The organism is Kitasatospora sp. NPDC041988 (assembly GCF_055588525.1).
This window is the reverse complement of the sequence record NZ_JBVJCO010000026.1, coordinates 67,451-86,343: the sequence shown is the minus strand read 5'-3', so window position 1 is coordinate 86,343 and position 18,893 is coordinate 67,451. Positions and strand designations below refer to the sequence as shown.

The 18,893-nt window shown below is 74.2% G+C and carries 14 protein-coding genes and 1 tRNA gene; 6 read left to right on the top strand and 9 right to left on the bottom strand.

Annotated elements, in window-relative coordinates; translation table 11 throughout:
* Positions 1 to 8: 8 nt before the first annotated feature.
* The 8 genes from ACZ6NC_RS24920 to ACZ6NC_RS24885 all read right to left on the bottom strand — a co-directional run bounded on the left by ACZ6NC_RS24920 (position 9) and on the right by ACZ6NC_RS24885 (position 9,390).
* The gene (locus ACZ6NC_RS24920; protein WP_465735974.1) at positions 9 to 779 is read right to left on the bottom strand and encodes a pyridoxine/pyridoxamine 5'-phosphate oxidase; all 771 of its coding nucleotides are present in this window, start codon (positions 777 to 779) and stop codon (positions 9 to 11) included.
* Between the two features lie 587 nt (positions 780 to 1,366).
* Positions 1,367 to 1,696, bottom strand: a complete 330-nt coding sequence (locus tag ACZ6NC_RS24915) for a hypothetical protein (RefSeq protein ID WP_465735973.1) — start codon at positions 1,694 to 1,696, stop codon at positions 1,367 to 1,369.
* 492 nt (positions 1,697 to 2,188) lie between these two features.
* Entirely contained in the window at positions 2,189 to 3,553 is a 1,365-nt protein-coding gene (locus ACZ6NC_RS24910; RefSeq protein WP_465735972.1) for an FAD-binding oxidoreductase, read from the bottom strand.
* A 287-nt stretch (positions 3,554 to 3,840) separates the two neighbouring features.
* Positions 3,841 to 5,124: an MFS transporter gene (locus ACZ6NC_RS24905; RefSeq protein WP_465735971.1), complete on the bottom strand. Its 1,284-nt coding sequence runs from the start codon at positions 5,122 to 5,124 to the stop codon at positions 3,841 to 3,843.
* A gap of 63 nt (positions 5,125 to 5,187) precedes the next feature.
* Positions 5,188 to 6,018 carry a MerR family transcriptional regulator gene (locus ACZ6NC_RS24900; RefSeq protein ID WP_465735970.1) on the bottom strand — a complete coding sequence of 277 codons (831 nt, stop codon included), beginning with the start codon at positions 6,016 to 6,018 and terminating at the stop codon, positions 5,188 to 5,190.
* Positions 6,019 to 6,113: 95 nt separating this feature from the next.
* Complete coding sequence (locus ACZ6NC_RS24895; RefSeq protein ID WP_465735969.1) at positions 6,114 to 7,229, bottom strand: peptidoglycan-binding protein; 1,116 nt, start codon at positions 7,227 to 7,229, stop codon at positions 6,114 to 6,116.
* Between the two features lie 196 nt (positions 7,230 to 7,425).
* Positions 7,426 to 7,513 (bottom strand) — tRNA-Ser (locus ACZ6NC_RS24890).
* Between the two features lie 68 nt (positions 7,514 to 7,581).
* Complete coding sequence (locus ACZ6NC_RS24885) at positions 7,582 to 9,390, bottom strand: S1C family serine protease (protein ID WP_465735968.1); 1,809 nt, start codon at positions 9,388 to 9,390, stop codon at positions 7,582 to 7,584.
* Between the two features lie 395 nt (positions 9,391 to 9,785).
* Here ACZ6NC_RS24885 and ACZ6NC_RS24880 point away from each other — a divergent pair, with 395 nt between their 5' ends.
* The 4 genes from ACZ6NC_RS24880 to ACZ6NC_RS24865 all read left to right on the top strand — a co-directional run bounded on the left by ACZ6NC_RS24880 (position 9,786) and on the right by ACZ6NC_RS24865 (position 14,176).
* Entirely contained in the window at positions 9,786 to 11,273 is a 1,488-nt protein-coding gene (locus tag ACZ6NC_RS24880) for a purine-cytosine permease family protein (protein ID WP_465735967.1), read from the top strand.
* A gap of 84 nt (positions 11,274 to 11,357) precedes the next feature.
* The gene (locus tag ACZ6NC_RS24875; protein ID WP_465735966.1) at positions 11,358 to 12,200 is read left to right on the top strand and encodes a glycerophosphodiester phosphodiesterase family protein; all 843 of its coding nucleotides are present in this window, start codon (positions 11,358 to 11,360) and stop codon (positions 12,198 to 12,200) included.
* A 476-nt stretch (positions 12,201 to 12,676) separates the two neighbouring features.
* Positions 12,677 to 13,078 (top strand): ATP-binding protein, encoded by a 402-nt coding sequence (locus ACZ6NC_RS24870; RefSeq protein ID WP_465735965.1) that lies wholly within the window; start codon positions 12,677 to 12,679, stop codon positions 13,076 to 13,078.
* Between the two features lie 111 nt (positions 13,079 to 13,189).
* Entirely contained in the window at positions 13,190 to 14,176 is a 987-nt protein-coding gene (locus tag ACZ6NC_RS24865; RefSeq protein ID WP_465735964.1) for a DUF5926 family protein, read from the top strand.
* 218 nt (positions 14,177 to 14,394) lie between these two features.
* Here ACZ6NC_RS24865 and ACZ6NC_RS24860 read toward each other — a convergent pair whose 3' ends face one another.
* Positions 14,395 to 15,036, bottom strand: coding sequence for a bifunctional DNA primase/polymerase (locus ACZ6NC_RS24860; RefSeq protein WP_465735963.1), 642 nt, complete (start codon positions 15,034 to 15,036; stop codon positions 14,395 to 14,397).
* 597 nt (positions 15,037 to 15,633) lie between these two features.
* Here ACZ6NC_RS24860 and ACZ6NC_RS24855 point away from each other — a divergent pair.
* The gene (locus tag ACZ6NC_RS24855) at positions 15,634 to 17,139 is read left to right on the top strand and encodes a PP2C family protein-serine/threonine phosphatase (RefSeq protein WP_465735962.1); all 1,506 of its coding nucleotides are present in this window, start codon (positions 15,634 to 15,636) and stop codon (positions 17,137 to 17,139) included.
* A 141-nt stretch (positions 17,140 to 17,280) separates the two neighbouring features.
* Positions 17,281 to 18,783 (top strand): aminopeptidase P family protein, encoded by a 1,503-nt coding sequence (locus ACZ6NC_RS24850; protein WP_465736031.1) that lies wholly within the window; start codon positions 17,281 to 17,283, stop codon positions 18,781 to 18,783.
* Positions 18,784 to 18,893: the final 110 nt, after the last annotated feature.

Here is an 18,893-nt window from a genome sequence, read left to right as displayed (position 1 = left end):
ACGAACGGCTACGGCCAGAGCAGCGTCCGAGACCACTCAGGGGTGCGGACCGGACCCGTCCGGGTGTAGCGCAGCCGGACGTGCCGGCGGTCCGCGTCGCCCTGCCAGAACTCCACCTCGTGCGCCCACAGCGTGTAGACGGCGTGCCCGGCGGCCACCGCGTCCGGGGTGGCCTCCAGACGGCGGCGGGCGACCGCGACCGCCTCGTCGTACTCGGCCAGGGAGGCCAGCGGCTCGCTCTGCCGGCCGACCAGCGCGCCGACCCGGGCGGCCGGGGAGCGGGTGGCGAACTCGGCGCCGGCGACCTGGTCGGCGGCGCGCTCGACGGTGCCCCGGACCCGGACCTGGCGGCCCAGCGGCGGCCAGTAGAGAGTGAGCGCGGCGGCCGGATGGTCGGCGAGCTGACGACCCTTCGGGCTGTCGGCGGCGGCCGAGAAGACCCAGCCGGTGCCGGCCGCGTCCACGTCGCGCAGCACCAGCACCCGGGCGTCCGGCAGGCCGTCGGCGTCGACCGTGGAGAGGGTGGCGACCTGCGGGTCCAGCACGCCGGCCGCGAGGGCGGTGGCGAGCCAGTCGACGAAGAGCGGGCCGGGCTCGGCCGGGGCCGCCTCGGCGTCGAAGGAGGGCAGTGGGCGGGCCATCGGCGGGCGGCCGAGCAGCAGCTCGGGTACGGACCTGGGCTCGGGCCTGGGCTCGGACCTCGGCGCCGGCCTCGACTCCGGTCCCGGTGCGGGCATGGCCTCGCCCGGGCCGGTCAGGCCCTCCTCCTCCGCTGCCATCGCGCCCTTCCCTCCGGTTGCCGCGGTCGCAGCCCCTCGCCGGACGGGCCGCGGGGGCCCGGGCGCGGGGTGCGCTGTCGGAGCGCAACCGTACCGCCGAGGGGTGACGACTCCGCGCGCGCCCTGGCTCGCCGGGGTCCGCGGGCGGTCGGGTCGGCGGCTGATGAAGCGGTCGGATCGGCGGTCGGATCGGCGGCCGATGACGCGGTCGGCACGACGGTCGATGACGCGGTCGGATCGGCGGCCGATGACGCGGTCGGGTCGACTGTCGGATCGGCGGCCGGGCCCGCGTTCGCGTCGGCGCCCGTGCCTGCCCCGGGGCCGGTGGACCCGGTCCGGGCGGGCGGCTCGGGCGGGCGGCCCCCGGCCGGCGCCGGCGCGTGCCGGAAGGACCGGCCCCCGGACGCACTCGTGGGCGGCACCGTCGATCGGTGCCGCCCACGAGGCCGGTTGGCGGTGACCCTTTCCGCTGCCCGGTCGTTCCCTGCATTTTTCGAGTCGTGTCGCTTCGAGCCCCGCCGCGAGTGCTCAGCTCACCCGCGGTCACCCACCCCCGGCGCCCCCGCCGGCGGTGGTACCCGTTCCGGTCAGTGGAAGACCGGGGCGAAGACGAGGTTGACGTTCTTGTTGGACTGGCCGGCCAGGATGACACCCGAGTTGTCCTTCACCGCGAGGGTGTTGGCCTGGTTCGAGGCGCCGGAGCCGGTGGCCGTCTGCTGGGTGGAGACGTAGTTGCCGTCGACCGAGCCGAAGACGTTGCCCGTACCGACGTTCGACACCACGCCGCTGTTGGAGCCGTCGTTGGCCGCCGCGCCGTTGTCGGCGGCGGCGGAGCCGGCCCCGGCGAGCAGCAGACCGGCCGCGAGCGGGGCGGCGACCAGAAGACCGGCCAGTCGGCGATTGCGGATGCGAGCCATGAGTTGCCTCCAAGAAAAAGCTGTCAATCGGGTATTCATGCATTGTGTGCGGGAGTTCGCCGGCCAGACGAACACCAGCAGGCTGCGACGCCGAGGGACAGACTTCCGCAACAAATCGACAAAGCACCACCTCCCAGCGGCAGTTTCGCCCGTTAGCGTGATATCCAGGGCGGCGAGGAATAACCGACGGCCCAACGGAAAACGCTTCGACACACCGCCACTGACCTGGGATTTCGCCCGATCGATGGCAGGCGTCGGCGCCATCGGAAACAGCGCACGGGGAGCATGCAGAGAACCCGGCGCACCACCTGGCGCGGACCTCCCGCAGTCACTCCTCCTCAAGGTGGCGCGACCGACCCATGTCGATATATCCAGCCATCCTGCGACTATTCCAACAATCTTATTTAGTCGACGGTGACGGCCTTCAGCCCGTGGCAGCTGCCGACGGGAAAATCCCCCGATCAGGGCGGGCAAAGCACGAAAAGCCGACCATCAGACCGCCTTCCCGGGATTGAGGATGCCCAACGGGTCGAAGACCGCCTTCAGCTGCCGCTGGAGCTCCATCGCCACCGGCCCCAGTTCGCGCGCCAGCCACTCCCGCTTCAGCAGCCCGACCCCGTGCTCCCCGGTGATCGTGCCGCCCAACTCCAGCCCCAGCGCCATGATCTCGTCGAACGACCGCTGAGCCCGGGCCGTCTCCTCGGGATCGGTGGCGTCGAAGATGACGATCGGGTGCGTGTTGCCGTCCCCCGCATGGCTCACCACCCCGATGGTCAGCTCGTGCCGCTCGGCGATTCCGGCCACGCCGTTCAGCATCTCGGCCAGCCGGGAGCGCGGCACCGCCACGTCGTCGATCATCGTGGTACCCAGCCGGTCCAGCGCCGGCAGCGCCAGCCGCCTGGCCTCCAGCAGCATGTCGGACTCGGTCTGGTCGTCGGCCGGCACCACCTCCGTCGCGCCCGCCGCCCGGCAGATCTCCCCCACCACCGCCAGCTCGGCCGCCGGGTCCGCCCCGTCGAACGCCACCAGCAGCAGCGCCTGCGTCGACTCCGGCAGCCCCATCTGCCCCAGTTCGTTGACCGCCCGTACGGACACCGAGTCCATCAGCTCCATCAGCGACGGCGCGAGCCCGCGCGCCATCACCTCACAGACCGCGTCGCCCGCCGCGTCCGCGCTCGGAAACTCCGCCGCCAACGCCAACTGCGGTGCGGGCGCGGGCCGCAGGGACACCACCGCCCGGACCACCACCCCCAGCGTGCCCTCCGAACCGACCAGCAACCGGGTCAGGTCGTAGCCGGCGACCCCCTTGGCCGTCCGGCGCCCCGTGGAGAGCAGCCGCCCGTCCGCCAGCACCACGTCCAGCCCGAGCACGTACTCGCTGGTGACGCCGTACTTGACGCAGCAGAGCCCGCCCGCGCCGGTGCCGATGTTGCCGCCGATCGTGCAGGACTCCCAGCTGGACGGGTCCGGCGGGTAGGCGAGCCCCAACTCTCCAGCTGCCCGCGACAGTTCGGCGTTCACCACACCCGGCTCGACCACCGCGATCCGGTTCACCGGATCGAGCTCCAGAATGCGGTTCATCCTGACCATCGACAGCACGATGCAGCCGTCGACGGCGTTGGCCGCGCCGGAGAGCCCCGTCCGGGCACCCTGCGGCACCACCGGGACGCGCAGCTCGGTGGCGGTCCGCAGGATGTGCTGCACCTGCTCGACCGTCTCCGGGAAGACCACCACCGCCGGGGTTCCGGCCTCGCAGAACCCCGCCATGTCGTGGCTGTAGGCGGCCATCACATCCGGGTCCACCGCGAGTGCGCCGGGCGGGAGCCCCTGTGCCAGCCGGTCCGTCAGATCACTCATCGCCGCCTCCGATCACCACCCGGCGCACGCCGTCCGGCGATACGCCGCTCTGCCACGCGCGCCGCCCGACGCCGTACGCCGCCCGGCGGCCGCAGGTGCCCGGACGCGGGCCGCGCGATCGCGCGCCGCCCTACGCCCCTGCCCGCACTCTGCCCGGCGGCCGGACGACCGGCAAGTACGCCGCTCCGGCCCGGCCCTCCGCCCGCCCGACTCCGCCGGGGCATGCAGCGCCCCATGCAGCGGCGCACGCAGCGGCCCCACGCAGCGACCCCGAGCAGCGGCGCCCGTCAGGCCCGGCGCAGTGCGGCCGAGGCCAGCGCGGCGAGCCCGGCCGCGCCGGTCGCGAGCGCGCAGAGCGCCGTGGGCCAGCGGGCGCCGGCCGCGTCGGCGAGGACACCGAGCAGGCCCGTCGACAGCACCAGGGCGGCGCTCTGCACCAGCGTCAACAGGGCCTGCACCCGGGAGAGATGGCCGACCGGAGCCCCGCCCAGGACCAGCGGCCCGAGGTGGCAGGCGAAGAGGCCCGAACCGGCTCCGGCCACCACGCCGCCGGCGACCGCCGCCACCACTCCGGGCGCCCAGGCCAGCACCGCGATCCCCGCCGACGCCGTGCAGAGACCGGCCGCCGCCCCGACCCCGGCCCGCCGCAGGGCGCCCCGCCAGGAGACCAGACCGGCCACCACCAGCACTCCAGCGCCCTGTCCGCCGGCCACCAGCGCGGCGGCCCCGGCGCCCCAGCCGTGCGTCCGGGCGAGCAGCGGCGCCAGCAGCGAGACCACCGGCAGCAGCGCCCCGGCGGCGGCCCCGGTCAACAGCAGCGCCGCCCGCAGCAGCGGGTCGGCCAGCGCCAGCCGGACCCCGTCGGCCGCCTCGCGCAGCAGCCCCGTGGAGTCCGCGGCCCGGCCCGGCCCCCGCCCGTCCTGCCCCACCTCGTCATCCTGCGGCCGGACCCGCAGCAGCACCAGCAGGACGATGCCGAAGCTCACCGCGTCCGCCAGCGCCGCCCCGGACAGCCCGCCCGCCGCGACCAGCACGCCGCCGAGCGGTGCCCCGAGCAGCGCGGCGATCTGCCCGCCCGCCTGCCGCAGCGCGAGCGCCCGCGGCAGCTGCCCGGCGCCCACCAGGCGGCTCGGCATCGAACCGCTCGCCGGGAGGTAGAACGCGTCCACCGTGCCGATGACGGCGGCCGCCGCGACCAACAGCCAGAGCGGCGTGCCCCAACCGGACGCGGCCCCCGCCAGCGCCAGCGTGGCGGCCAGCATCACCGCGTCCCCGGCGACCATCACCCGGCGCGCGCCGAACCGGTCCGCCACCGCGCCGCCCAGCAGCACCAGGACGGTGCGTGCCAGCGTGATCGCGGTCAGCACCAGACCCGCCGCACCCCCGCCGTGGGCGGAGGCGGCCCAGCCCAGTGCGAAGTAGAGCGCGGCGTCGCCCAGCAGGCCGGCCTGGGCACCGGCCAGCCAGAGCAGGTACGGCCCGGGGAGCGCGGTCCGCCGTACCGGTGCGGCGGCGGTGCCGGCGATGTCGGCGGTGCCGGCGGGCGTGGTTTCAGTGGTGGTCGTCCCCATGCCCGCCGACCGTAGGACCCTCGACCTGGTCGAGGGCAAGCCGCCGCCGGCGGCCCGCGTGAACTACGCGCGGACCACCGGCTCCTGGAGCTCCGTCACCCAGTCCGCCTGGGCGTCCGGGCACTCCAGGTACAGCTCCCGGGCGTACCCCGTGGAGCGGTAGCCGTTCTCGTCGATGAAGCGGGCCAGCGTCTGGAAGGCGCCCACCGCGTCGTCCATCGACCCGCGGTGCACGATGGTCGCCGCCTCGGCGATCTCCGGCAGGTCGACCACCGCGAAGCCGTACTCCCCCTCCCCGGCCAGGGGCGCCGAGACGGGGACCGCCACCCGGATCAGCACCGCGCCGTCCCCGTCCGGCACGTCCTCGTACCGGGCCAGCGACGGACCGGCCTCCGCCACCCCGGCCTCCGCCAGCCGGCGGCAGAGCTCGGCGAACAGCGGGCCGATCACCGGCCCGATGTCCTCCGGCTCGTAACCCGCCGCGACGGCCGTCAGCTCCGCAACCCGGACCGACGGCACCCGCTTCACCACCACGTCGTGCGCAGACATCGTTCCCTCGCTCTCGATCGTCCGGAGCCTCGCCTCGACCCGGGCCAGCCGCTGGGCGTCCGCCGCCATCGCCGCCGCGAGTTCGGCCCGCCGCAGCCGCAGCATCCCGCGCAGCTCGGCCGCGTCCACCCGGTCGTCCAGGACGGCAAGGACCTGCTGGAGCGTGAAGCCGAGGTCCTTGAGCGCGATGACGCGGTTGAGCCGGGCGAGTTGGGCGGCCTCGTAGGAGCGGTAGCCGCTGGCCGGGTCGACACGCGCCGGGCGCAGCAGCCCGATCGCGTCGTAGTGGCGCAGCATGCGGACCGACACCCGGCCGTGTTTGGCGAAGTCTCCGATGTTGAACATGATTCCTCCAGTGCAGGCCCTCACACCGTGTCATGGTCAAGCACCGCGTTCCGCCTCCCGGCGCCGGCCCCCGCCGCCGCCAGCCTCGCGCCGCCTCACTCGGTCACGTCGAACCCCCGCCGCTGCCCCAGCTCCCGCAGGCTGCGCTGCCCCGGGATGCCGTTCGCGTCCGAGCCCGCGTAGCCGAGGCTGCGCTGGAACGCCGCGTACGCCTGCACCGTCCTGGTGCCGAGCGAGCCGTCGACCCAGCGCTGCTCCAGGAACCCCTCGTCGGCCAGCGCCTGTTCGACGATCCGGACCTCGCCGCCGTAGGTCTGGTGCCCCTGCTCGGCACCGGGGTCGGTCCGCGCCGCCGTGACGATGTGGGCCAGCGAGACCCGGTTCGGCGAGGGCAGCCGGCCGAGCAGCCGGCGCAGCGACTCCTCGCCCGGAACGCCGTCCGCGGCGGTACCCGAGTAGCCCAGACTGCGCTGGTAGTCCTGGTAGTTGAGGGTGTCGGCGTCCCGCCAGTCCTCGTCCGGCCCGGATGTGTAGTGCGAGCCGTGCCCCGACGCCACCAGCGCCTCCCCCACCTCCCGGACCTGCGGGCCGTGGGCGCCGTACCCGTACTCCAGGCCGTTGATGGTCACCCGGTACCGGGCCGGCCCGCTGTCCGACCGCGGCGGCGGCAGCGGCGTGCCCGCCCCGCCCGCACCCGCGGCGATACCGGGCAGCACCACGTCCCGGAACTGCTGCACCCGCGCATCGCCGGGGCAGGCGGTGCCGCCGTCCGACCAGTCGGGGAAGAGCCGGTGGTACCCGAAGCCCGGGTCGTCCGCGCTGCGGCAGACCCGCACCGGGATCCCGTGCTCCCGGTGCAGCCAGACCCCGAGCGCGACCAGCGCCGCGACCTGCGCGTCCGTCCACGGATCGGTGTGCCGGTCGTTGCTGGCCGACTCGACACTCACCGCCCCCGTCCCGTCCGACCGCCGGTTGGCCCGCATGTTGGCGTCGGCCCGGGTCCGGGTGCCGATGAACTGGCCCACGCACCCGTCGTAGCCGACCCCGAAGTGCGACTCCAGATTGGTCGAGTCCCGCCAGTACTCGTACATGCGCCGCGGCGTCCACGGCGCCGCGATGCTGTGGAAGATCACCTGCGTCGGCACGATCGCCGGCTGCTCGTCCGACTCGGGCTGGAGCTCCATCTTCTCAGCGCCGGGGTACCAGGCCATCAGTCTCTCCTCGCCGGGCCCAGGGCGGTCTGCCCCTTACCCCCGACTAACGAGACCCCCGCCCCCACAAGAGGACGCCTCCGCCCCAAACCCCCCGTTCAGGTGAAACGGACACCCCCCACCACCCCCGGAAACACCGAGGGCGGGTGCCGACTCGATGTCGGCACCCGCCCTGAGCAGGTGGTTCTCCTACCAGCGGAGAGCGTGGGATTCGAACCCACGGTACGGGGTCACCGCACGACAGTTTTCAAGACTGTTCCCTTAGGCCGCTCGGGCAGCTCTCCAGGCGGAGGTCAGCCTAACGGGTCCGGCGGGGTTCGGTGCACCGGGTTTCGGGGGTGGAGGGGGGCGGTCAGTCGCCGACGCGTTCGGCGAGGGTGACCTTGGTGGTGAAGGTCTGGCCGTTGCGGGTGTACTCGACGTCGACGGTCTCGCCGGGCTTGTGGGTCCAGATCTTGCTGACCAGGGCGGGGCCGTTCTCGATCGGGCTGCCGCCGAGCTTGGTGATGACGTCGCCGGGCTTGAGGCCGGCCTTGTCGGCGGCGCCGCCGGGGGTGACGGCGGGGGTGCCCTGGATGTCGCGGGTCTGGATCTGGGCGCCGTCGCCCTTGTAGTCGTCGTTGCGCAGGACGTCGAGCTTGGCGTAGACCGGCTTGCCGGTCTTGATCAGCGTCTCGGCGACCCACTTGGCCTGGTTGATCGGGATGGCGAAGCCGAGCCCGATGCTGCCGGCCCGGCCGGTGCTGGAGGTGTTGGACTGGATCGCCGAGTTGATGCCCATCACCGCGCCGCTGGAGTCCAGCAGCGGGCCGCCGGAGTTGCCGGGGTTGATGGAGGCGTCGGTCTGCAGGGCGTTCATGTACGAGGACTGGGCGCCGGTCTCGTCGCCGGAGGCGACCGGGCGGTCCTTGGCGCTGATGATGCCGGTGGTGACGGTGGACTCCAGGCCGTACGGGGCACCGATGGCGATGGTGGAGTCGCCGACGTTGACCTTGTCGGAGTCGGCCAGCGGAAGGGGCGTCAGCTTGCCCTTGGGCGGGCTGTCGAGCTTGACCACGGCGACGTCGTAGCCCTCGGCGCGGCCGAGCACGGAGGCGTTGTAGGAGGTGCCGTCGGCGAACTTGACGGTCAGTTTGCCGCCGTTGGAGGCGGGGGCGACGACGTGGTTGTTGGTGAGGATGTGGCCCTCGGTGTCGAAGACGAAGCCGGTGCCGGTGCCGGACTCGCCGTTGCCCTGCGCCTTGATGGTGACGACGCTGGGCAGCGCCTTCTGCGCGATGCCGGCGACGGAACCGGGGGCGGGCTCGTTCTTGCCCGGGTTGCTGGCCTGGACGGGGGTGCTCCGGTGGTCGTCCGAGGCGGAGACGCTGCTGTCGTTGCGGTCGGCGATGGTGACGCCGAGCGCGCCGCCGGCCACACCGGCGACCAGGGCGACGGCGGCGACCAGGGCGATCAGGCCGCCACGCTTCTTGCGCGGGCCGCCGGGCTCGGGGGTGCCGGGGTACTCGCCCGGGTAGCCGAGCGGGCCGCCGGGGTAGCCGGGGCCACCGGGCGTGCCGGGGCCACCGGCCCCACCGGCGGTGCCGTCGTGCATGGCCCAGCCGCCGAGCGGCTGGCCGGCGCCGAACGGGTGGTGCTGGCCCGGGGCGGCGGGCGCACCGGGGGCTGCCGGGGCGCCGTACGGGTCGTGGCCGGGGGTGGCCGCCGCGACCGGGGCGACGGGCGCGGCCGGGGTCGCGTACGGGTTGCCGGCCGGAGCTGCGGGCGCCGGGGCCGCGGGAGCCGCGTGGGCGGCGGGCGCGGGCGGGGCGGGCGGCAGGACCGGCGGCGGGGCGTCGATGTAACCGGCGTCGGTCACGCCCGGAGCGGCCGGAGCGGCTTCCGGCGCGGGCGCCGGCGCCGGGGCGGGCGCGGCGGCCGGCTCGGGGGCGGTCACCTTGCTGAACGCCAGCGTCGGCGTCGACCCGCCGGCGGCCGGGGCGGCGGGCGTACCCGCCGCGGCGTCGGTCAGGGTGTAGTCGGCCTCGGGCGCCTCTGCGGGGGCGGGACCGGCGGACGCGGACTGCGCCGGACCGTCATGAGCGGGACCCACCACCCCCTGGCCGCCGGAGGGCTGCTCCCCCTGCGGCCCGGTGGACCCAATCTCGCGCTCGGTGCTCACGGACGACCTCCATAGCTGACAGGACCAACAACCATAGTTTTTCGCACACTCGATTCGATTGCCGTAAGGACCCTTCTGAAGAACTCATAAGAATCCTTAGCCCGGTCCGACAGCAGCCCCGTTTCGGTGCCCCCGACCGGCCCCCGACCGGCACCCCGGAGGGCGGCCCCCGCCGCCCTCCGCGGCGTCCCGCGATGCGGACCGCAGGCGCCTGGCCTTGGCGTACACCCCCGCGCCGGTTAGCCTGTCGCTCCAAACTGACACGCGGGAGCTTGGACCCACCAGGCTGAGAGTGCGCCGATCGACCGTACGCCACGGGCTCCGTGGACGGATCGTCGAGGGGGCGCAGACCGCCGGAACCTGTCCGGGTAATGCCGGCGTAGGGAGTATCGGCCATGCCGCCTGCTTCGCCATCCTCTTCTTCGGGCGCACCCGCGTCCAAGGATTTCTCCGGGTCGTCCCCTGCCGTCGACTCCTCGACCGCTCACTCCGACGCGGCCGCCCCCGTCTCCGGTTCCACCGCCGTGCTGGACCGTCCGGAGCGGGCCGAGCGGGTCGAGGCGCCGCTCGTCCTGGACACCGCGCCGCCGCGCACGCTCCGCTTCCGGGACCACTTCGCGCTCTGGATGAACCTGGGCGTGAGCCTGATCGGCTTCACCACCGCCGCCACCGTGCTGGGCGCGCCCGGCAGCGAGCTGTCGCTGGCCGCCGCCGTCACCGCGATCGTGGCCGGCACCGTGGTCGGCACGGCGATGCTCGGCGTGGCCGCGCTGATCGGGGCGCGCACCGGTGCGCCGGCGATGGCGAACCTGCGCGGGCTGTTCGGGACGCGGCTCTCGTACGTCCCGACCGTGCTGAACATCGTCCAGTGCATCGGCTGGGGCGTGTACGAGCTGCTGGTCATCGCGATGGGCGCGCAGACCGTGGCGCACACCGAGGGCTACCGCTGGGTGTTCGTCGTGCTGGCCGGTGCGGTGACGACCGCGCTGACCATCTGGCCGCTGGGCGCGATCGCGGTGCTGCGCCGCTTCGTCGCCGCGGCGGTGGCGGTCGCGATGGTGTACTTCACCGTCCAGCTGGGGCGCCACGGCGTGCCGGACCCGGGCGCGGGCAACTGGCACGGCTTCCTGAAGGCCACCGACGCGATGATCGCCGTCTCGATCTCGTTCGTGCCGCTGGCCGCCGACTACACCCGGCACTCGCGTACGCCGCGCGCCGCGTTCTGGGGCAGCTTCTCCGGCTACACCGTCGCCCAGGTCTGGTGCTACGTGCTCGGGCTGTTGGCGCTGCTGCAGTCCGACGGCGACGCCACCAGGATCTTCGACTCGTTCCTGGGCGTCTGGGCCGGCTGGTTCTTCCTGCTGGTCCTGGTGCTGCGCGAGACCGACCAGTCCTTCGCCAACGTGTACTCGACCGCGATGTCGGTCCACAACCTGCTGCCGAAGGTGGACCGCCGGGTGCTGACCGGCGGGACCGGCCTGCTGATCACCGTGCTGGCACTGCAGATCACCGAGTTCACCGACTCCTACTACGCCTTCCTGGGCCTGATCGGCTCGGTGTTCGTGCCGATGTTCGCGGTGCTGGCGGTGGACTACTTCCTCGGCGCCGGCCGGCGCGGCTGGAACCTCGCCGACGACGCGCCGTCCCGCTGGCTGATGCTGCTGCCGTGGGCGCTCGGCTTCGCGGCGTACCAGCTGATCGCGCCGACCGCGATCGCCGGCTGGTGGACGCACTTCTGGACCTCCGTCCAGGAGGCGCTGCACTTCACGCCGCAGGAGTGGACCTCGGCGTCGCTGGCCGGCTTCCTGGTGCCGGCCCTGGCCACCTGGGCGCTCACCCCACTGACCCGCCGGTCCGCGCCGGCCGGGACCCCCGCCGCCTGACCGGCAACGGCTCCACCGAAGACGGCCCCGCAGGTTGGGGCCGTCTTCGCTTTCGCGTCACTTCCGCCGCCTATCGTGGACGATGTGACCAGCCCAGACCTCTCCCCGGCAACGGCGCGCACCGCGCCGCCCGTCCAGGTGATCGCCCATCGCGGTTCCTCGCACGCACTGCCCGAGCACACGCTCGCGGCCTACCGCCGGGCGCTCGAAGAGGGCGCGGACGCGGTCGAATGCGACGTCCGGGTGACCGCCGACGGGCAGCTGGTCTGCGTGCACGACCGCCGGATCGGCCGGGTGTCGGACGGCCGCGGCACCGTCTCCGCGATGACGCTGGCGCAGCTGGAGGCGCACGACTTCGGCGCGTGGAAGACCGGCGTGCCGAGCGAGGACCCGGAGCTGCGCGGCGTGCTGCGGCTGGAGAGCCTGCTGGAGCTGGTCGCGGACTGCGGACGGCCGGTGGACCTCGCGATCGAGACCAAGCACCCGGTCCGTTTCCGGGGGCGGGTGGAGACCGAGCTGCTGCGGATGCTCGACCGGTTCAAGATCGGCGGGGCGCAGCAGGGCGACGAGCCCCGCGAGGGCGACCGCCCGCAGGCCCGGATCATGAGCTTCTCCTCGCTGGCCCTGACCCGGGTGGCCGCCGCCGCGCCGGAGTACCCGCGGGTCTTCCTGTTCGAGCGGATGCTGGCGCTCCAGGGCCGGCTGCGCCCCGGCGCGCCCCTGCCGGGCCGGGCTCGGATCGCCGGGCCGGGCATCGACCTGGTGCGGGCCAGGCCCCGGCTGGTGACGCGGCTGCGCGAGCTGGGCCACCAGGTGCACGTCTGGACCGTGGACGAGCCGGACGACGTGGAGCTCTGCCTGGAGCTCGGGGTGTCGGCGATCATCACCAACCGCCCGGCGGAGGTCCTGGCCCAGCTCGGCCGGTGATCCCGTTCCGGTCCGCACACACGCCCGCCCGCACGCACGCCCGCCGGCTGATCGTCGGTTGATCGTCCCGATAGGAACTCAAACCCTTCACGATCGTTTTGTGCCGGAGATTATCCGTTTTAACGACGGAGGGTGAGCGCTGAATCACCTGTCGCGTACCGAGGGTCGCGGGCCTTGAAATGTCCGCGCGGGATCGCCGCGCGGTCGTTTCCGACGCATTACCAAGGGGCATCCATCCCTCGGCATACGCTGAAGGAGGTCCGGGGGTGGCGTTGATGGTGGCGCGTGAAGTGCCGACTTCATCGACCATGGCAGTGCCGCACGGCCCATCGAGTGTCGGGGTCGCACGGCGCCGACTGCGTCGAGATCTGGGTGACCGGGAGATACCGGAACCGGTCATTGATGATGCTGTTCTGATCCTTTCCGAACTGCTGAGCAATGCCTGTCGTTACGCCCGGCCACTCGGCCCGCTGCCCGTGCTCGGCCGCAGTGCCCGCGCCGAGGTGGTGGACCAGGTACTGGTCGGCGTCCCCTCCGGGGCCGCCGCCGCACCGGGCACCAGGACCAAGGCCAAGGCGCAGGCCCAACCACAGGCTCAGCCGGACGACGGAGAGGCCGACGGCGGCGTCCTGGTCCGCTGGCAGATGCACGCGGACGGGATCCTCACCCTGGAGGTGACCGACGGCGGGGCGCAGACCCGGCCGTCCCCGGCCAGCCCGTCGCTGACCTCGCGCGGCGGCCGCGGGCTGAGCATCGTCGGCCAGCTGGCCAGCGACTGGGGCGTGCGCGACGCGCCCGGCGAAGTGACGGTGTGGGCGGCGCTGCCCGCCCGGGCGCGGCACGCCCGGCGCACCGGCGGTGATGCCCGCAGCGCCTGACCCTGGAGGACACCCCCGCCCCGCTCGGCGTCCCGGCGCGTGCCCACGTGCCGGGGGAACGTCAGTAGGCTGCCCGGAGCACAACACAACCGTCCCCGGGAGAGCCGCACCATGGGCAAGAAGGCCGCCAAGAAGGCGCCGCAGCGCAGCCAGTCCACCACCGCCGTCACGGGTGAGATCCCCGTGGTCGGGGCCCGCGAGAACTGCCCCTGCGGTTCGGGCCGCCGGTACAAGGCGTGCCACGGCCGGGAGGCCTCGCACGCCGTGCAGGAGCTGGTGCACCGCCCGTTCGAGGGCCTGCCGGGTGAGGCCGACTGGGTGGCGCTGCGCGAGCTGGTACCGGCCGCGACGGCGCCGCTGACGCTGGCCGCCGGGGTGGCCGAGGCCGCCAACGGTGACGTCCCGTCGGTGACGCTGGCCACCGTCCTGCCGCTGGCCTGGCCGGCGCTGCGCCGCCAGGACGGCTCGATCCTGCTCGGTCTGCAGACCCAGTCCGCCTCCGGCGACCTGAGCCGCGACCTGGCGGACGCGCTGGAGCTGGCGCTGGCCACCGAGCCGGGCACCCCGGTGCCGGCCCGCCGCACCGTCCCGGGCGGCCGCCGCCTGCAGGACCTGCTGGACCTCGACGCCGCCTTCGCGCCCACCGTGCACACCGGCTTCGAGTTCTGGCTGGAGGACGCCGAGACCGCCACCGGCGAGGTGGCCGCCTCGCTGGAGCGCGCCAACGCCTCGGCGATCCCGACCGAGAAGCTGGACAGCGTCGACTCGGCGTACTGGTGCGGCACCCCGGACAAGAACCACCTGCGCTGGGTGATGACCGTCCCGGAGGAGCAGCTGCTGGACGCTCTGGCCCGGCTGACCGCCGCCGACCGGTCCTCGATCGGCGAGGACACCCGCCTGGTCGGCTCGTTCCGCGCGCACGGCCTGACCGTCCCGGTCTGGGACCTGCCGCTCGCCATGACGGCCACCGACTGCGAGAAGCCGGCCGCCGAGTTCGCCGAGCGGCTCGCCGCGACGCTGGCCGACACCACGCCGCTGACCGCCGAGGAGCGGCGCGCCCGGGCAAACCTGGTGAACCGTCAGGTCACCCTGAACTAAAGGCGCCAGGATCCGGGTGATACGCGTCACATTGGCCGTCAGGACCGCAATTTCCTGGCTGTGAAGGCCTCTTGGAAATTGGCGTGGCCGCGGATCCTTGTTACTGTCTAAAGAGTCCGGTCGCTGGTGCATCCCCCGTCGCCAGCGGCCGGATCTTTGTTTTTCCGGATCACCCGGTTCGACCGCTCCCGGGGATCATCCGGTTCGACCGTGCCCGATCAGTACGCCGAGCGCCCGCTGTCCAGCCGGACCGTCGCCTCGACCAACTCGCCCAGCAGCGGCCCGACCTGGGGCAGCCAGACCCCGCCGTCGGCCGCCGGGCGGGGCGCCAGCACCCAGCGCACCCGGCCGCCCGTCCCGCCGCCGGGCGGCAGCGGCAGGAAGCCGCCCGTCCCGTGGTAGCGCAACGAGCCCGGCACCCAAGGGAGTTGGGCGAGCATCTCGCCGAGCGCATCCAGCGAGTAGGGGGCGACCAACAGCGCGTACCGGCCGGGCAGCGCCAGCACCGGGCCGAGCGGCAGACGCAGCGCGCCGAGGTAGGCGAGCGCCCGGGCGCCGGCCGCCGCCGGCAGGCTGACCGCCGAGACGGTCCCGCCGGTCGCGGCCAGGACCGGCGCGTCCGGGCTCTGCCGCTCCCACCACCACCGCACCATCCGGGCGTCGGTGGTGGCCGCGAGCAGCGGCGGGTCGTGCGGGTGGGCGCCGGGGACGGGGCAGTCGGGGTCACCGCAGGAACAGGCGCCGCCGAGCACCAGTGTGCCGGGCACCACGGGCCAGCGGTGGTCGACTGCGGCCGCCAGGGCCTCGGCCAGCCGGGCGGCCCGGGCCTCCGAACGGCTGTTCCTCGGGTTCTCACGCATGGCGCTCGTTCCTTTCCGTGACCGCTCGGTTCGCTCCGGGCCCGCCGGCCCGCGTCGGGATACGCCGCACCGGCCCGGAAAAAAGGGGCGGGAGGGCACGACGAGCGGCGTGGCAGCGGTGGAGCACGGTGTGGAGCACGACCTGAAAAGGGCCGCGGATTAGAACAGCCCTTGGAACGAGAATCCCGTATGCGACCGGATGGACGCCGCCCGGGCGCGGTTGGTTCCACCGTACGAGTGAGAGACTTCCGGCCAGCCCGGCCCACGGGCGGCGAAAGCATACGATCCGGACGGCCACCGGAGCCGTCCTCACGGTTCTGCCCGTTCTCCGGCCGCTCCATGCCCTCGGCACCGACCGGCGCCCGCACGAACGGAACGCGCCCCCCGAGCGGACTCCGGGGGAGGCGGAACCGGCCACCCGCGTCGTCACGGATCTGGACATGCCCCGAATGGCCTGTGTAGAAGTGGTGGCATTGCTGACGATCAATGACGAGTAGTAGCGAATCGAGGCGAAACGCGCCCTTTGGCCGTCCTCGCTCCAACCGGCCGTACCTGGGGGTTCCGCATGACACGTACCACCGCGTCAGGAGTGGCGGCATGACCGAGTCCCACCCACCGTCGACGTCCTCCGAGCCGGGCGAGCCCTGCGGCGCCAGCGGGCTCTCGGTGCTCGACCATCCGGGCTTCCCCGGCCCCGTCACCGGCCCCGCCGGGGAGCAGACCGGCCCCGCCGACGAGCTGACCGGACCGGCCGGGGAGCTGAACGACCCCGCCGGCGAGCAGGCCGGCGTCACCGAGGCCCGCACCGCGCCCCCGTCCGGCGTGCAGGACCGTTTGGCCGGACTGCTGTCCGATTTCACCAGCCTGCACGAGCACACCGAGCTGCTCGCCCGCGCCCGCGGCCTGACCGCCACCCTGGACACCGTGCTGGCCTCCGGCACCGCGCTGCTCGGCGCCAGCCGCGCCCTGCTGGTCACCGCGCTGCCCGGCGGCCCCAGCCAGCCCATCGGCCACGGCCTGGACCGCGCCAGCCTCGGCTCGCTGGAGACGGTGCCGCCGGACCAGAGCCTGGTCGCCCGGCTGCTGCGCGAGCACGACCGCCCGGCCGAGCTCGCCTCCCACGACCTCGCCGACGACCCCGCGGTCGGCGCCCGGCTGCGCGAGCTCGCCGCCCACCTCGGCCTCGGCGGCTGCTACGGCCTGCCGCTCGCCACCGAGGAGGAGGGCCCGCTGGCCGCCGCCCTCTGGTTCTACGACGAGCCCGCCGGGCCCACCGAGCGCCAGCGCGAGCTGGCCCGCCGGTACTGCGAGGTGGCCGCCCCGCTGCTGGCCAAGCAGCTCGACGCGGAGAAGGTCCGGCGCACCACCGAGGCGCTGCGCCGCGGCCTGCTGCCCGACCGCCTCCCGCAGCCCGCCGGGCTCAAGCTGGCCGCCCGGCTCGTCCCGGCCGGCCTGGACCACTCGGCCGGCAGCGACTGGTACGACGCCATCCCGCTGCCGGACGGCACCGTCGGCCTGACCGTCGGCAGCGTCTCCGGCGACGGCCCCGGCGCCGGACCGGGCTCGGCCCCCGGCGCGGCCGCCGCGATGGGCCGGGTCCGGGCGGCGCTGCGGGCGTACGCGGTACTGGAGGGCGAGGACCCGGTCTCCGTCCTCGGGGACCTCGAACTGCTGCTCAAGACCACCGAACCGGCCCGCAGCGCCACCGCCGTCTACGCCTGGGTGGAGCCGGAGGACCGCCGGATCACCCTGGCCGGCGCCGGGCACTGCCCGCCGGTGCTGGTCACCCGGTACGGCGCCGAGTTCGTGGAGACCTCGCTCTCCGCGCCGCTCGGCATGCTCTCCTGCTGGGAGGCCCCGGGCGTCGAGCTCACCGCCGAGCGCGGCGACACCCTGCTGCTCTACACCGAGGGCCTGGCCCGCCGCTGCGGCCCGACCCTGCACGCCGGGCAGGCCAACCTGCGCCGGGCCGCCGCCGACGCCCCGCGCGACGTGCGGATCGACCCCGACCGGCTCTGCGCCCACCTGCTGGCCGTCTGCCCCGACCCGGACGCCGGGCGCGCCACCGACGACCTGATGCTGCTGGCCGCCCGCTTCGGCTAGGGCTGCCCGAAGGCCTGTCGGCAGCTGTCACGGCCCCGAACAGGCGAGCGGCCGGGCGTCCGTACCATGGACGCACGGCCGCCCATGCGCGTCGCGATCCGACGCGGCCCGGGCGGCACCACGCGCAAGGAGGCGACGTACGTGACCGAGGACCGCACCCCGGCGGTGGCCGAGAACCCCGAGGCCGCCGGCGGCGACGAGACGCCGAAGTTCAAGGGGGGCCGCAAGAACGGCCTGTACTCGGAGATCTCCGACGAGCTGGCCGCCTCGATGAAGTCCGGCTGGGCCGACACCGAGCTGCACGGCCTCACCCCGGTCGCCCAGGCCCCGTACGCCGCCGAGCGCCGCGCCCGGCTCTCCGCCGCCTACCCCGGCGAGCGCCTCGTCGTCCCGGCCGGCAACCTGCGGGTACGCGCCAACGACACCGACTACGACTTCCGCGCCGCCAGTGAGTACGTGCACCTCACCGGTGACCAGACCGAGGACGCGGTGCTGGTCGCCGAGCCCACCGGCGACGCCGGCCACGAGTTCGGCCTCTACCTGCTGCCCCGCTCCAACCGGGAGAACGGCGAGTTCTGGCTGGACGGCTACGGCGAGCTCTGGGTCGGCCGCCGGCACAGCCTCACCGAGCAGCAGCAGCTGCTCGGCCTGCCCGCCCGCGACGTCCGCAAGGCCGCCGACGAGCTGGCCGAGCGGGCCAAGGGCGGCGCCGTCCCGACCCGCATCGTGCGCGGCTACGACGCGGGCCTGGAGGCCGCGCTCGCCGAGGTGCTGGACGCCGACAAGGACGCCGAGTTCAAGGAGTTCCTGAGCGGCCTGCGGCTGGTCAAGGACGAGTGGGAGGTCGGCGAGCTGCGCGCCGCCTGCGCCGCCACCGTCAACGGCTTCACCGACGTGGTCCGCGAGCTGGGCCAGGCCGTCGCCACGTCCGAGCGCTGGATCGAGGGCACCTTCTGGCGCCGCGCCCGGGTCGAGGGCAACGACGTCGGCTACGGCTCCATCTGCGCCGCCGGCCCGCACGCCACCACCCTGCACTGGGTGCGCAACGACGGCGAGGTCCGCCCGGGCGAGCTGCTGCTGCTGGACGCCGGCGTGGAGACGCACACCCTCTACACCGCCGACGTCACCCGCACGCTGCCGATCGACGGCCGGTTCAACGAGCTCCAGCGCAAGATCTACGATGCGGTCTACGACGCGCAGGAGGCCGGCATCGCGGCCGTGAAGCCGGGCGCCCGCTTCCGCGACTTCCACGACGCCTCGCAGCGCGTGCTCGCCGAGCGCCTGCTCGCCTGGGGCCTGCTGGACGCCTCGGCGTACGACGTCGAGAAGGTCCTGGAGCTGGGCCTCCAGCGCCGCTGGACCCTGCACGGCACCGGCCACATGCTCGGCCTGGACGTCCACGACTGCGCCCACTCCCGCACCGAGGAGCACGTCGACGCACTGCTGGTGCCCGGCATGGTGCTCACCGTCGAGCCCGGCCTGTACTTCCAGCAGGACGACCTGACGGTGCCCGAGGAGTACCGCGGCATCGGTGTCCGGATCGAGGACGACATCCTGGTCACCGCCGACGGCAACGAGAACCTCTCGGCCGGCCTCCCCCGCCGCGCCGAGGACGTCGAGGCGTGGATGGCCTCGCTGGCCTGAGCCCGGTGACGACGGCGACGGCCCGGCTCCCCCCCGCGGCGGGGGGAGCCGGGCCGTCGCCCCACGGGGGTTGCAGGTGGATCCGAGAATTCTTCCCACGGCCTGCGAAA